Consider the following 13,148-nt stretch of genomic DNA (forward strand, 5'->3'; position numbering starts at 1 on the left):
GGTTGTGCAAAACCCGCCTGCCGCCCCTCAGCCGGGCGGGAAAAGTGGCAGCGTGCCTTGCGTCTGTGCCGCTGGCGGTTCCGTTTTCTTCTGCCGTTGCCAGCCGCCGGCACCGGCGCGCATCGGTTTGCGTGTCGCCCCCGGGCGCCTGGCCTGGCGATGCGCGGCCTCGGCCAGCACCTTGAACTGGCGCTCGCGCAGCAGCATCAGGGCTTCGCTGGCGCGCTGCCGGCGGCCGGCGGATTCGTCTTCGGTTTCAAGCCGCGGGATGTTGGCAAACGGGATGCGCATCGGTGCGGCGTCCTTCCTGATCGCCGTTTGCATGGTGCCGAAATACAGCGTGTCGGGGCCGAAGCGTCGGTTTATCCGATCCAGCGCCGCGCTGACCTGGTGATCGCGTTCCCGCCGCGGCAGCAGTTCATGACTTTGCCGCGCGGCTTCGGCCACGCGCAACAGGGTGACCGCGACCGACAGCGGCGGATGCCGCTTTTCCTGCCAGCGTCCGTTGCGCCGGGCGGCATCGAGCGGCTGCAGTTGTTCGCTCAGCAGGTGCAGAAGGGTGGGTGTATCGGACAGGGCCTCGAAACGGGTTTCCCGGCTGTAGCGTTGCTCCAGGCCGACGAATCTCACATGCAGCTGCAGGCCGCGTGCCACCAGCCCGTCGCGGCGCAGGCGCATCGCCGCCTTGGCCAGCAGCTTGAACAGTACCGAACGCATGCCGGCGAAATGCCGCAGCGCCGGATCGAGCACATGCGAATGGCCGACCGAGCCGCGCCGGGTGGGCAGCGCCGGCAGCTCCATCCCGCGCAGGCGCATCCAGAATCGTTCACCCTCCACGCCACCCCAGATCGCGCGCAGGCGTTGGCGCGGAGCGGCGCACAGCTCGGCCACCGAGTCGATACCCGCTGCGACGAGGCGCTGACGCATCGAGTGGCCGATCCCGCACAGGTCACCCAGCGCCAGCGGATGCAGGGCCTGTGGCAGGTCGGCCTGCTCGATCACGGTGAGGCCGTCGGGTTTTTGCATGTCCGAGGCGGTCTTGGCGAGGAACTTGTTCGGCGCGATGCCGATCGAGCAGCGGATTGCGGCATATTCGGCGGCGATGCGGCGCTTGATCGCCTCGGCGATGGCGATCGCGTTCTCGCGCTGGCGCTCGCGACCAAGCAGCCAGCACGGCACCTCGTCGATCGATTCGGGCGCACCATGCGGGATGCATTCGCCGATCGCGTCCATCAGCCGGTGATGCAGTTCGACGTAGCGCGAGGGGCGTGCCGGCATCACCACCAGGTCCGGGCAGGCTTGCAGCGCCTGCCACACCGGCGTGCCGGTACGGATGCCATGGAGTTTGGCCTCGTGGCTGGCGGCGATGCAGCAGGTGCTCGCGGTCATCACCGGCGCCACCACCAGCGGTCGGCCGCGCAGTTCGGGGGCATCCTCCTGCTCGACCGAGGCGAAATACGAATTGAAATCGACGAACAGGCAACGCAGGGACATGGCGACAGGGCAGGCAGGCGAAAGGCAGCGCGAGCAGGCCGGACGGCCACGCGGGCCGGCCCGGCAGTATCCGTGCCGGGCATCTCAGGCCGCGGCGCGAAACTCACGTTTCGACTAAATGCCATGCCGGCGTCGCAGCCGCTGCGACGCGGATCGTCGCGGGGTACTCGATGCTTGGCGGGTGCGTTTCAGGCCGGCTGCGGCGGGGCGGCGCGTGCGTCAGAGCAGCAGCGGTGGCTCGCCGCCGACGATCACGATGTCGGCCGGACGGCGCGCGAACAGGCCCACGCTGACCACGCCGGGGATCTGGTTGATCGCCTCTTCCAGCCCTTCGGGGTCGCTGATCGACAGGTGGTGGATGTCGAGAATCACGTTGCCGTTGTCGGTGACCACGGCGCGGTCCTCGGCTGCCATGCGGAACACCGGTTGGCCGCCGCACAGGGCGAGGATCTCGCGCGCCACCAGGCTGCGCGCCATCGGGATCACCTCGACCGGCAGCGGGAAGCGACCAAGCACGTCGACGCGCTTGCCCGGATCGATGATGCACACGAAGCGCTGGCTGGCCTGGGCGATGATCTTTTCCCGCGTCAGCGCCGCGCCACCGCCCTTGATCAGGCGCTTGTGCGGGTCGCATTCGTCGGCACCGTCCACGTACAGCGCCAGTTGCCCGGTGTGGTTGAGGTCGAGCACCTCGATGCCGTGGCGGCGCAGGCGCTCGCTGCTTTGTTCGGAGCTCGACACCGCACCCTTGATGCGCTCCGGTTCGCGGCCCAGCGCATCGATGAAATAGGCCACGGTGGAGCCGGTGCCGACACCGACGATCATGCCGTCTTCGACGTAATCCAGGGCTTTTTCGGCGGCCAGGCGCTTGGCTTCGGACATGCGGAGGGTGAACGCGACAGGGGCAGGCATCGTAGCAGGAGCCAGGCCATCGAGCCCGGGCGCAGACCGTGCGGCCTATTCGGCAAGTGCCAGCAGCAGCTTCCATTGCGCGCTGGTCACCGGCATCACCGACAGCCGCGAGCCCTTGCGGATCAGGGCGAACTCCTCGCCCAGCGCGTCGGCGTGTTCGCGGATCTCGGCCAGTGCCAGCGGCTGCGGCAGGGTGCGCACGTAGCCGACATCGACCAGCTGCCAGCGCGGCTCCTCCTGCGTGGCCTTGGGGTCGTGGTACTTCGAGCTGCGATCGAACTGGGTCGGGTCGGGGTAGGGCAGGCTGGTGACCTCGGCCACGCCATAGATGCCCGGGACTTCGCAGTTGGAGTGGTAGAACAGCACACCATCGCCGGGTTTCATCTGGCGCATGAAATTGCGTGCCTGGTAATTGCGCACGCCGGTCCAGGGTTCATTGCGAACGCGCTCGAGGTCGTCGATGGAGAAGTCGCCGGGTTCGGACTTCATCAACCAGTATTTCTTGCGGGTGCTCATGCCGGGGCCCTGTGCAGGGTGCGGGTTTCGGTGACGATGGCATCGCAGGCAATGTCCCACGGTTCTGCCACGATTTCGGAGACTTCCTGCAGATCGAAGCCGACGCCGATCGCCAGCGGCGGCGCAGGCTGTTCGCTGCGGAAGGCCAGGGTGCGATCGTACCAGCCACCGCCCATGCCCAAGCGCCGGGCGTGGCGGTCGAAGCCGGTCAGCGGCAGCGCGATCATCGCCATCTCGCGCGCATCGAGCAGTGTGTCCGGGGTGATTTCGGGTTCGGGAATGCCATAGCGATTGGATACCAGTGCATCACCCGGGCGCCATGGCGCGAAGCGCAGGATCTGCGCGTGGGTGTCCAGCACCGGCAGGCAATAGACGCAGGCCGCCGGCAGGCGCAGTTGCCACACGTGCAGCGGCAGCTCGCCATCCATTGCCCAATAGCCGGCGACATGGCCGGAGATCGGGGCATCGGGCAGTTCCAGCAGGCGTTGCGCGACCATTTCGGCGGCCAGCATGCGTGCCGGTGGTTCGATCGCGCGCCGGCGCATGCGCAATTCGGCGCGATTGGGTGATGGCAGGCTCATGGCGGCATTGTAGGCAGGGCATGACGCGCAAATGTGGAGGCCGCGTGGACGCGCGCAAAAGGAAACCCGCGCTCGTGGCGCGGGTTCCGGTGTGGCATCCTCCGCCGTGGCGATGCGGCGAAACGACCTTGAACCCGGGGTTCAAGTGGGAACGCTTGCCGACCTTCGGGCTTTCCGCTGCGTGGCGGACTTGCACCCCTGGCGGGCTTCGCGGACCCGGTGTCGTCTATAGGGACAAGGCAATATGTTTTGCGCGCTGTCGCTCAAGGCAGAGGACACACCTGCAGTATAGCCTTCCCGCCGCGGACTGCATGAATGGCAGCCGCCCGCGGGCATTCACTCCGCCGGCAGGCGCGCCAGGCGTTGCTCGAGCACATCCAGCGCTGCATTCATGGCGCGGTCGTGTTCGCGGTTGCGCTCGCGCAGCAGCTCGAGTTCATGCGCCAGGTTGAGGGCGGCCAGCACCGCGATCCGTTCCATCGCCACCATGCGATTGTCGCCGCGCAGCTCGCGCATGCGCATGTCCAGCGCGCGTGCCGCGGCCAGCAGGCTGTCGCGCTCGGCAGGGCGGGCGCCGACCGTGTAATCGCGCTCGAGGATGCGCACGCTGACCGCTTCGGTGGCTTCGTTGCGCTCGCTCACGTGTGTTGCTCCAGTGCTTTCAGTCGCTGGATCATCGCCTCGACCCGGCTGCGTGCTTCTTCGTTGCGCGCCACCAGGCGTGCCCGTTCCAGAATCAATTGCTCCTGCTGCTGGCGCAGGCCGTGGTTTTCCTCGAGCAGGCGCTGTTGGCGCTCGATCAGGACATGCAGGCGGTCGAGCAGCTGCTGCAGGCGCGGGAGCGAATCATTCGGGTCCATCAGCGCACCTTGTCAGGGCGGGGACAGGCGGTCAAGCAGCAGGGAGTCGGCTTCCTGCGCCAGCAGGCCGCGGCAGTCATCGGGCGGGAGCGGCTGCGAGATGTGGAACCCCTGCGCCTGGTCGCAGCCGAGCTCGCGCAGGCGGTGCATCTGTTCGGCCGTTTCCACTCCCTCGGCAACCACCCGCATGCCCAGCGCGCGGGCCATGGCGATGATCGCGACCACCAGCGCCTCGTTGCGGCGGTCTTCGGTCAGGTTGGTGACGAAGGCGCGGTCGATCTTCAAGGTGTTGAAGGGCAGATCGCGCAGGTAGGCCAGCGAGGAGAAGCCGGTGCCGAAGTCGTCCACCGACAGGCGCATGCCCATGCCGCGCATCTGGCGCAGGCGCTCGATGACCTGGGGTGGCTGGTCCAGCAGCACGCTTTCAGTCACCTCCGCTTCCAGCCGTCCGGGTGCGATGCCATGCGCGCGCGCGGCTTCGGCAAGCTGGTGGGGCAGGTCGTCGCGTTGCAGCTGCACCGAGGACACGTTGATCGCCATGCTGATGCGCGGCAAACCATCGCGATCCCAGTCGGCCAGCGTGCGGCAGGCGGTATGTGCCGCCCAGGCGCCGAGCTCGTCGATCAGCCCGGTTTCTTCGGCCAGCGGGATGAACAGCGAAGGCGCGACCTCGCCCAGTTCGGGGTGATGCCAGCGCAGCAAGGCCTCCATGCCGGCGATGCGCCCGCTCTTGAGCCAGGCGCGCGGCTGGAACACCAGATGCACCTCGCCGCGTTCGATGGCGCCGCGCAACTGGCTGCCCAGTTGCAGGCGACGCAGGGTGGCGGCATCCATTTCCGGCTGGTACCGCAGGTACATGCGGCGGCCACCGGCCTTGGCCTGGTACATCGCGGTATCGGCACGCCGCAGCAGGGTTTCGCCGTCTTCGCCGTCCTCGGGATACAGGCTGATGCCGATCGAGGGGGTAATCAGGAAACCGAGGTTGTGGTCGAGCTGCATCGGGCTGGAGAACTGCTCGAGCACGGTGCGTGCGACGGTGAAGGCTTCGTCCTCATGGCGGATGCCTTCCAGCACCATGGTGAACTCGTCGCCACCCAGACGGGCCAGCAGGCGCGAGGGACCGGCGATCTCGCGCAAGCGGTCGGCGGCGACCTGCAAGGCACGGTCGCCGGCGGCGTGGCCGAGCGAGTCGTTGATGTCCTTGAAATGGTCGAGATCGAGGAACATGACCGCGAACTGGCGTCCATCGCGGTGACTTTCGACAATGGTGTCGAGGCGGCGCTGGAACAGCAGGCGATTGGGCAGTCGCGTCAGCACATCGTAATCGGCGAGCCGGCGCAGTTCCTGTTCGGCATGGCGCTGCTCGGTGATGTCGGCCAGCACCACCACGTAGTGGGTGCCGGCACCGGTGGAGGTGTTCGCCTCATGCGTTACCCGGGTGGCCTTGGCCCGGCACAGCAACGGTTGCCGGTCGCGCCCGCGGTGCCACACCTCGCCTTGCCAGTGGCCGTGGGCAATGAGGTCACGGTGCATGTCCGCGAGCACCTGCCGCGCCTGCGGGAGCCCGGAGAGGAAGTCCATGCCCTGGCCCAGAAGCGCATCGAGCTCATGCGAGGTCATCGACAGCAATGCATCGTTGGCCGAAACGATGCGAAAGCCCTCATCCAGCACCACCACGGCTTCGGCCATGGTCTGGAACACCTCGGTGGCGATCAGCTGCGCCTGCTCGACGGCCATGCTCGCGGTGACGTCGCGCGCACTGCCTGACAGCCGCAGCACCTGGCCATGGCTGTCACGCTCCACCGCGCGCCCACGGATGTTGACCCAGTGCCAGTCGCGATCCGCATAGCGCACCCGATGACGCGCGGTGATGAAGCCGACGCCACCTCCCTCGAGGAAATGACGCAGGCGCGTGTTGATCATGTCCTTGTCGTCGGGATGCACCCACGCCGGGTGCGTGATGCGTGCAGTGCTGTGCTCATCCGGGCGATGGTTGATGGTCAGCTGCCCGGTGGCGATGTTGTAGTCCCACAGCAGCTCACTCGAATCCCACAACGCCAGGTCGAGGCGATCCTCATGCGTGCGCAGGGCGGTGGCATGGCGTCGCGCATGACGTTGCCGACGCAGCGTCGCGCCCAGCACGAATGCCAGCAGCAGGCCGGCAGCCAGGCCGTACAGCAACAGCCAGGGCCAGGCCAGCCAGTCCGTTGGCAGCGGGTCGATCACGAAGGACTGGGCCGCCGCGGTTGCCATCGCCTCGTCGGCAGTCGGGCAGGCGGCCGTGCTGCTTGCAGCGACAATGCGAGGGGAGATCCACCAGGATCGAAATGGCGACATCAACCAAGTTCCGCTTTTCCATGTGCTGCCTGCAGGGTACGTGGCGTGATATTGGTCACGCAATGCCCGGCGCCGCCGCCGCGATACACTGATGTCATTCCCGAAACGGAGAAACGCCCGGTGCAACCAGGCATGGAGTTGCCCCAGTGGGAGGAGGTGAAACAGATCCTGGCGCCGCTGCGCCTGGCGGTCAGTCCGGCCGAATTGCATGGCGCGCTGTGCGGCTGGCTGGCCGGGGGGGGCAGCGCGGAAGGCGCATGGCTCGGGCGGGTGCTGGCCGACGAGGATCTGGCGCAGCCCGAGGATGCCGGCCTCGCGCAGTTGCGTGACGCCACGGTGGCGGCGATGGAGGATCGCGAGCTGGGCTTCGGCGTGCTGCTGCCCGATGACGCGGTGCCGGTGGACGAGCGCGGCAATGCGCTGTTCGACTGGTGTCGCGCGTTTCTCGGCGCGTTCGGGCTTGCCGCGGGTGCCAATCCGCCGTTGTCGGATGAGGGCAGCGAAGCGCTGCAGGACCTGGCGCGGCTGGCGATGGCCGAGGCCGAGTCGGCCGGCGACGACGAGGAAGATGAGCAGGCGTTGGCCGAGATCGAGGAGTTCGTGCGCATCGCCGTATTGCTGCTGCATGGTGACTGTGCGCTCGGCCCGCGCCATCGCCAGCGCCTGCACTGAGACTGCCGCATGTCCACCTTGCACCGTGCCCTTGGCCCCAAGGCCTGCGCCAGGCGCCGCCAGCAGCTGATGCACATGGTCGGCGGGGATGCGATCGTCATCGTGCCCGCCGCGCCCGAGCGCGTGCGCAGCCGCGATACCCATTACCCGTATCGCCAGGATTCGGATTTCTGGTACCTGACCGGCTTCGATGAGCCGCGTTCGGTGCTGGTGCTGGCCCCGGGGCGCGCGCATGGCGAATCGCTGCTGTTCTGCCGCGAGCGCGATGCCGAGCGCGAGGGCTGGGACGGGCCGCGGCTGGGCCCGGAAGGTGCGGTGGACGTGCTCGGCATGGACGACGCCTGGGACATCGAGGACATCGATGACATCCTGCCGGGCCTGCTGGAAGGGCGCTCCCGTGTCTGGTACCACTTCGGCCATGACACCGAGTTCGATCTCAAGCTGATCGGCTGGCTGAACCGGGTGCGCGCGCAGGTGCGCCGTGGAGCGCAACCGCCGCACGAGTTCCTCGAACTCGGCCATCTGCTCGACGAGATGCGCCTGATCAAGTCCGCCGACGAGCTGCGCCTGATGCAGCACGCGGCGGACATCTCGGTGGCCGCGCACCAGGCGGCGATGCGCGCGGCGCGACCGGGGATCCACGAATACGAATTGCAGGCCGAGCTCGAGTGCGTGTTTCGCGCCCACGATGCCTGGCCGGCGTATGGCTCGATCGTCGGCGCCGGCGCCAATGCCTGCGTGCTGCATTACGTCAGCAACCGCGGCCAGGCACACGATGGCGATCTGGTGCTGATCGATGCCGGCGCGGAGTATCGCGGCTATGCCGCCGACATCACCCGCACCTTCCCGGTGACGGGACGCTTCAGCGCCGCGCAACGCGCGCTGCACGAACTGGTCGGGCAGGCACAGGCGGCGGCACTGGCACAGGCACTGCCGGGCAAGCCGTGGGCGGCGATCCACGATGCGGCTGTGGAAACCCTCACTGATGGCCTGCTGTCACTGGGCCTGCTCAAGGGCAGCCTGAAGAAGAATCTCGCCGATGGCAGCTACCAGCGCTTCTACCGCCACAAGACCGGGCACTGGCTGGGGCTGGACGTGCATGACGTCGGCGATTACCGCATCGACGAGGAACCGCGGCTGCTGGAGCCGGGCATGGTGTTCACCATCGAGCCCGGCCTGTACGTCGCGGCCGACGACACCACGGTGGCGGCAAAGTGGCGTGGCATCGGCATCCGCACCGAGGATGACGTCGCGATCCGCCGCGAGGGTCATCGCGTGCTGACCGCCAAACTGGCGCGCAGCGCCGACGAGATCGAGGCCTTCATGGCCGAATGAACATGGCCCGCACGATGTCGCGGGCCATGTGCCCGGTGGATGGCGGGCGGCTTATTGCGCGGGCTTGAGCGTCTGCAGCACCAGGCCCAGCGGTTCGGCGGCACCATCGCCCGACAACGGGCTCAGGCTGCCCTGCGCGCTGACGCGCTGTCCGGCCAGCGAGAAGGCGTCGGCGAAATCACTGCGCGGCACCAGTTCCACCTGGCGCACGTCTTCCAGCGCGGGGAACTCCCCGGCGCGGCCGGGGCGCGGATTCACGCAGACCGGGGCATCCAGCGTCAGCACCAGCGCACGGCGATAGTCCTTGTCCGGTGCAGTAACGGTGCGCACTTCGGCCATGCCTTCGAGCGTGACCATGCCGGCGGACCAGTCCAGGCACTCGGCGCGGTGGCTGTCGGGGGCCGCGGGCTGGCGGCAGGCGGCGAGCGCTGCGGTCACGGCCAGGCCCAGCAGCAGCGGCTTGCGGATATTCATGCGTTGTTCTCCTCCCACGCTTCGCGGGTCAGGTTGATCGGCTCGCCCTCGGTGCAGACCACATCGTCCTCGATGCGGATGCCGCCATAAGGCTTGAACTGCTCCACGCGGTCCCAGTCGATGGCCGGGCCGGTGTCCTCGTTGCGCAGTCCGTCGAGCAGCATGTCGATGAAGTACAGCCCGGGTTCGATCGTCACCACCATGCCGGGGGCAAGGGTGCGGGTCAAACGCAGGTAGGGGTGGCCTTTGGGTTTTTCGATTTCACCGCCCTCGTCGGAGGCGGCGAAGCCGGCCACGTCGTGCACCTGCAGGCCGATGCCATGGCCGATGCCATGCGGGAAGAAGGCACTGGAAATGCCCAGTTCCACGGCGGTATCGGCATCCACCGTGATCAGGCCGAAGTCCTTGAGCACGCCGGCCAGCGCCAGGTGTGCATCCAGGTGCAGCTGGCGGTAGTCGGTACCCGCCCTGACCTGTGCGCACATCTGCTGCTGTGCCGCGTCCACCGCGTCGATCATCGCCTTGAATTCGTCGTCCTCGGCCGACCAGGTGCGGGTGATGTCGCAGGCATAGCCATTGTGGCTGGCACCGGCATCGATCAGCAGGCTGCGTGGCGGCTGCGGCGGCAGGCGGTCGCGGTCGGTGTAATGCAGCACCGCGCCATGTTCATTGAGCGCGACGATGTTGTTGTAGGGCAGCTCCATCGCATCCTGCCCGGCGGCCTGGCAATAGGCCAGGTGGATGCCGAATTCGCTGGCACCGGCACGGAAGGCGCGCAGCGCGGCACGATGCGCGCGCACGCCGCGGGCGGTGGCCGCGCGCATCATCTCGATCTCGTACGCGGTCTTGAACGCGCGGTGGTAGTCGAGATGGGCCAGCACCGCCTGCGGGTTGTTCGGCGCGACATGGCCCAGCGTGCTCTGTGCCTCGCCCAGCACCGCGGCGCGCACCGCCACGCCGGGCAGCAGCGGCAGCGCATCCTCGGCCTTGCGGATGATCTCGATGTCGAAATGCTCGACCCAGTAACCGCTCGGATCGGCCGGCACCACATGCCAGTAGTCGCGCGGCTGCAGGAACAGCAGGCGTGGCTTGTTGCCCGGTGCGTAGTCGATCCAGCTGCCCGGCGCATTGGTCAGCGGCAGCCAGTGCTTGAAGTTGGGGTTGACCGCATAGGGATAGTCGCGGTCGTCGAACACCTGGTAGTGCAGGGTGCCGCTCGGGATCAGCAGGCGTTCGAAGCCGCCGCGCTCCAGCGCGGTGTCGGCGCGCCGGCGCAAGGTGTCCAGGTGCTCGGCGTAAAGGGCGGGGATGTCGTCGCGGGCCATGACGCCTCCAGAGGGTAAAGCCCCGATTCTACGGAATCGGCCACGGAGCGGGCATGTGCGCCGGCGGCGCGGGTGTGCCGCTCAGCTCTTCAGGAACAGGCTGATCACGTCATTGGTGAAGCGACGACCAAGCTCGCTGAGCCGCAGCCGGCCCGTGTCGTCCGGTTGCAGCCAGCCGCGCGCGCGTGCGCTGTCGAGCTCGCTGGCGATCGCGGCCAGCGGCAGACCGGTGCGTTGCTCGAACAACGACAACTCGAAGCCATCGACCAGGCGCAGTGCATTGAGCATGAACTCGAACGGCAGCTGCGTCGCATCCAGGGTTTGTTCGCCACCGATCGCTGCCGCGCTGCCGGCATGCTGCAGCCAGGCGTTCGGGTGCTTGAGCTTCCAGCGACGCAGGATGCGCTGTTCGCTGCCCAAGGTGAGCTTGCCGTGAGCGCCGGCGCCGATGCCGAGGTAATCACCAAAGCGCCAGTAGTTGAGGTTGTGCGCGCAGGCGTGGCCGGGGCGCGCGTAGGCGCTGACTTCGTAATGCTCGAAGCCGGCCGCGGCGATGCGCGCCTGACAGGCCTCCTGCATGTCCCAGCCAAGATCCTCGTCCGGCAGGTCGGGCGGCGGGCGCAGCGCGAACAGGGTGTTCGGCTCCAGCGTCAACTGATAATGGCTGAGGTGCTGCGGCGACAAGGCCAGTGCGCGCTCGACGTCGAGTTCGGCCATCGCCAGCGTCTGCCCCGGCAGGGCATACATCAGGTCGAGGTTGATGTTGTCGAAGCCGGCATCCTGCGCCGATTTCACCGCGCGCTCGGCATCGTCGGCACAGTGGATGCGGCCGAGGCGTTGCAGGCAGCCGTCATCGAAGCTCTGCACACCGAAGGACAGGCGGTTGACGCCGGCGGCACGGTAGCCCCTGAACGGGCCGTGCTCGACGGTGCCGGGGTTGGTTTCGAGGGTGACTTCCAGGCCCGGCGCGAAACGCAGGCGGGCGCCGGCTGCGCAGAGGAAGCGGTCGATCTGCGCCGGCGGGAACAGGCTCGGCGTGCCGCCGCCGAAGAACACCGAATGCACGGTGCGGCCCCAGACCAGCGGCAGGTCGAATTCGAGGTCGCGGATCAGCGCGTCGATGTAGTCGTCCAGCGGCAGCTCGCCCTTCTGCGCATGCGAATTGAAATCGCAATACGGGCATTTGCGCACGCACCATGGCAGGTGCACGTACAGCGACAGCGGGGGCGGAGTCAGAGTGGACATGAGGGTGGCGACGGCAGGGCCGGCGCAGTCGGCTGAAAGGCTACCGCAGCGCGGCCAATTGCTGGCGCAGCGCCTGCATGGCGATGGCGCGGTGGCTGGCGCGATGCTTGACCTCGGCCGGCAGCTGCGCCGCGCTCATGCCGTGATCGGGCACGAAGAACACCGGGTCGTAGCCGAAGCCGCCGCTGCCGGTCGGTGCGTTCAGGATGCGGCCTTCCCAGACGCCCTCGGCGATCAGGGGTTGCGGGTCTTCGGCGTGGCGCAGCAGGGCCAGCACGCAGACGAAGCGTGCGCCGCGTGCGGCCTCGGGCACCTCGGCCAGTTCCTGCAGCAGCTTGTCGATATTGGCCGCGTGATCGTCCTGGCGCCCGGCATAGCGTGCCGAATACAGCCCCGGCGCCCCGTCGAGCGCGTCCACGCACAGGCCGGAGTCATCGGCCAGCGCCGGCAGGCCGGTGGCACGGGTGGCGTGGCGCGCCTTGAGGATCGCGTTTTCGATGAAACTCAGCCCGGTTTCCTCGGCATCGTCGACGTCGAAATCCGATTGGGGGAGCAGGCTCATGCCGGCATCGGCAAACAGGGTGCGGAACTCGGCCAGCTTGCCGGCGTTGCCGCTGGCCAGCACGATCTGGCCCGTGCTCGCGGCAGTGCTCATGCTCCGGCCAGGGCCACGCGCTGGGCTTCGAACAGCTGCGCGCAGCCGGCTTCGCCCAGCGCCAGCATCGCGTCCAGTTCGTCGCGGCGGAAGGCATGGCCTTCGGCAGTGCCCTGCAGTTCGATGATGCCGCCGCCGTCGTTCATCACCAGGTTCATGTCGGTGTCGCAGTCGCTGTCTTCGGCGTAGTCCAGATCCAGCACCGGCACGCCGCGGTACACGCCGACCGAGACCGCGGCGATCGCGCCATGCAGCGGGTCGGTCTTCAGCGCGCCGGCATCCAGCAGCCCGCGCACCGCATCGGCCAGTGCCACATACGCGCCGGTGATGGCCGCGGTGCGGGTGCCGCCATCGGCCTGCAGCACGTCGCAGTCCAGGGTGATGGTGCGCTCGCCCAGCGCGGCGCGGTTCACGCAGGCGCGCAGGCTGCGGCCGATCAGGCGCTGGATTTCCAGCGTGCGCCCACCCTGCTTGCCGCGTGCGGCTTCGCGGTCGGAGCGGGTATGCGTGGAGCGCGGCAGCATGCCGTACTCGGCGGTGACCCAGCCTTCGCCCTTGCCGCGCAGAAACGGCGGCACCTTGTTGTCGACGCTGGCCGTGCACAGCACCCGGGTTTCGCCGAAGGACACCAGCACCGAGCCCTCCGCATGACGGGTGAAGCCGCGCACGATGCCGACCTCGCGCATTTGCTCTGGAGTGCGACCACTGGGGCGTTGCATCGCGAAATCCTCGCCGGCACACG

At 68.0% G+C, this 13,148-nt stretch carries 14 protein-coding genes and 1 other RNA gene; 2 read left to right on the forward strand and 13 right to left on the reverse strand.

Going from position 1 to position 13,148, the window contains the following annotated elements:
* Positions 1-27: 27 nt before the first annotated feature.
* From ACW11F_RS07285 to ACW11F_RS07320, 8 genes are all read right to left on the reverse strand, one after another.
* On the reverse strand, positions 28-1,494 hold the full coding sequence (locus ACW11F_RS07285) for a DNA polymerase Y family protein (RefSeq protein WP_456996245.1): 1,467 nt from the start codon (positions 1,492-1,494) through the stop codon (positions 28-30).
* Positions 1,495-1,713: 219 nt separating this feature from the next.
* Positions 1,714-2,376 carry a ribose-5-phosphate isomerase RpiA gene (gene rpiA / locus ACW11F_RS07290; RefSeq protein ID WP_456996246.1) on the reverse strand — a complete coding sequence of 221 codons (663 nt, stop codon included), beginning with the start codon at positions 2,374-2,376 and terminating at the stop codon, positions 1,714-1,716.
* Between the two features lie 75 nt (positions 2,377-2,451).
* Entirely contained in the window at positions 2,452-2,922 is a 471-nt protein-coding gene (locus ACW11F_RS07295) for an EVE domain-containing protein (RefSeq protein ID WP_456996247.1), read from the reverse strand.
* Complete coding sequence (locus ACW11F_RS07300; protein ID WP_456996248.1) at positions 2,919-3,503, reverse strand: 5-formyltetrahydrofolate cyclo-ligase; 585 nt, start codon at positions 3,501-3,503, stop codon at positions 2,919-2,921. Before ACW11F_RS07300 ends, ACW11F_RS07295 begins: the two co-directional genes overlap by 4 nt.
* Positions 3,504-3,597: 94 nt before the next feature.
* Positions 3,598-3,781: non-coding RNA, 6S RNA (gene ssrS, locus ACW11F_RS07305), on the reverse strand.
* Between the two features lie 58 nt (positions 3,782-3,839).
* Positions 3,840-4,145: a cell division protein ZapA gene (locus ACW11F_RS07310; RefSeq protein WP_456996249.1), complete on the reverse strand. Its 306-nt coding sequence runs from the start codon at positions 4,143-4,145 to the stop codon at positions 3,840-3,842.
* The gene (locus ACW11F_RS07315; RefSeq protein ID WP_456996250.1) at positions 4,142-4,363 is read right to left on the reverse strand and encodes a TIGR02449 family protein; all 222 of its coding nucleotides are present in this window, start codon (positions 4,361-4,363) and stop codon (positions 4,142-4,144) included. Before ACW11F_RS07315 ends, ACW11F_RS07310 begins: the two co-directional genes overlap by 4 nt.
* A 12-nt stretch (positions 4,364-4,375) precedes the next feature.
* Entirely contained in the window at positions 4,376-6,616 is a 2,241-nt protein-coding gene (locus ACW11F_RS07320; protein ID WP_456996252.1) for a putative bifunctional diguanylate cyclase/phosphodiesterase, read from the reverse strand.
* Between the two features lie 216 nt (positions 6,617-6,832).
* On the opposite strand from ACW11F_RS07320, the gene ACW11F_RS07325 reads away from it, so the two are divergent.
* The gene (locus tag ACW11F_RS07325; RefSeq protein WP_456996253.1) at positions 6,833-7,372 is read left to right on the forward strand and encodes a UPF0149 family protein; all 540 of its coding nucleotides are present in this window, start codon (positions 6,833-6,835) and stop codon (positions 7,370-7,372) included.
* A gap of 9 nt (positions 7,373-7,381) precedes the next feature.
* Entirely contained in the window at positions 7,382-8,707 is a 1,326-nt protein-coding gene (locus ACW11F_RS07330) for an aminopeptidase P N-terminal domain-containing protein (RefSeq protein WP_456996254.1), read from the forward strand.
* A gap of 51 nt (positions 8,708-8,758) precedes the next feature.
* Here the strand turns inward: ACW11F_RS07330 and ACW11F_RS07335 are convergent, their stop codons facing one another.
* The 5 genes from ACW11F_RS07335 to rph form a co-directional block, all read right to left on the reverse strand.
* A complete protein-coding gene (locus tag ACW11F_RS07335) occupies positions 8,759-9,181 on the reverse strand; it encodes a hypothetical protein (protein WP_456996255.1) in 423 nt (140 codons plus the stop codon).
* Positions 9,178-10,506 carry a Xaa-Pro dipeptidase gene (gene pepQ / locus ACW11F_RS07340; protein WP_456996256.1) on the reverse strand — a complete coding sequence of 443 codons (1,329 nt, stop codon included), beginning with the start codon at positions 10,504-10,506 and terminating at the stop codon, positions 9,178-9,180. Before pepQ ends, ACW11F_RS07335 begins: the two co-directional genes overlap by 4 nt.
* 81 nt (positions 10,507-10,587) lie before the next feature.
* Complete coding sequence (hemW, locus tag ACW11F_RS07345; protein WP_456996257.1) at positions 10,588-11,751, reverse strand: radical SAM family heme chaperone HemW; 1,164 nt, start codon at positions 11,749-11,751, stop codon at positions 10,588-10,590.
* Between the two features lie 40 nt (positions 11,752-11,791).
* Positions 11,792-12,406 (reverse strand): RdgB/HAM1 family non-canonical purine NTP pyrophosphatase, encoded by a 615-nt coding sequence (gene rdgB / locus ACW11F_RS07350; RefSeq protein WP_456996258.1) that lies wholly within the window; start codon positions 12,404-12,406, stop codon positions 11,792-11,794.
* Complete coding sequence (gene rph / locus ACW11F_RS07355; RefSeq protein ID WP_456996259.1) at positions 12,403-13,125, reverse strand: ribonuclease PH; 723 nt, start codon at positions 13,123-13,125, stop codon at positions 12,403-12,405. The genes rdgB and rph overlap by 4 nt, the downstream gene beginning before the upstream one ends.
* Between the last annotated feature and the right edge of the window lie 23 nt (positions 13,126-13,148).

It is taken from the genome of Luteimonas sp. e5 (assembly GCF_054031035.1).

Excerpts from the sequence above, each read along its gene's own strand:
- rph (WP_456996259.1), bottom strand. The coding sequence starts at position 13,125 with ATGCAACGCCCCAGTGGTCGCACTCCAGAGCAAATGCGCGAGGTCGGC.
- rdgB (WP_456996258.1), bottom strand. The coding sequence starts at position 12,406 with ATGAGCACTGCCGCGAGCACGGGCCAGATCGTGCTGGCCAGCGGCAAC.
- ACW11F_RS07300 (WP_456996248.1), bottom strand. The coding sequence starts at position 3,503 with ATGAGCCTGCCATCACCCAATCGCGCCGAATTGCGCATGCGCCGGCGC.
- ACW11F_RS07330 (WP_456996254.1), top strand. The coding sequence starts at position 7,382 with ATGTCCACCTTGCACCGTGCCCTTGGCCCCAAGGCCTGCGCCAGGCGC.
- ACW11F_RS07320 (WP_456996252.1), bottom strand. The coding sequence starts at position 6,616 with ATGGCAACCGCGGCGGCCCAGTCCTTCGTGATCGACCCGCTGCCAACG.
- ACW11F_RS07325 (WP_456996253.1), top strand. The coding sequence starts at position 6,833 with ATGGAGTTGCCCCAGTGGGAGGAGGTGAAACAGATCCTGGCGCCGCTG.
- rpiA (WP_456996246.1), bottom strand. The coding sequence starts at position 2,376 with ATGTCCGAAGCCAAGCGCCTGGCCGCCGAAAAAGCCCTGGATTACGTC.
- ACW11F_RS07285 (WP_456996245.1), bottom strand. The coding sequence starts at position 1,494 with ATGTCCCTGCGTTGCCTGTTCGTCGATTTCAATTCGTATTTCGCCTCG.
- pepQ (WP_456996256.1), bottom strand. The coding sequence starts at position 10,506 with ATGGCCCGCGACGACATCCCCGCCCTTTACGCCGAGCACCTGGACACC.
- ACW11F_RS07295 (WP_456996247.1), bottom strand. The coding sequence starts at position 2,922 with ATGAGCACCCGCAAGAAATACTGGTTGATGAAGTCCGAACCCGGCGAC.
- ACW11F_RS07335 (WP_456996255.1), bottom strand. The coding sequence starts at position 9,181 with ATGAATATCCGCAAGCCGCTGCTGCTGGGCCTGGCCGTGACCGCAGCG.
- ACW11F_RS07315 (WP_456996250.1), bottom strand. The coding sequence starts at position 4,363 with ATGGACCCGAATGATTCGCTCCCGCGCCTGCAGCAGCTGCTCGACCGC.
- hemW (WP_456996257.1), bottom strand. The coding sequence starts at position 11,751 with ATGTCCACTCTGACTCCGCCCCCGCTGTCGCTGTACGTGCACCTGCCA.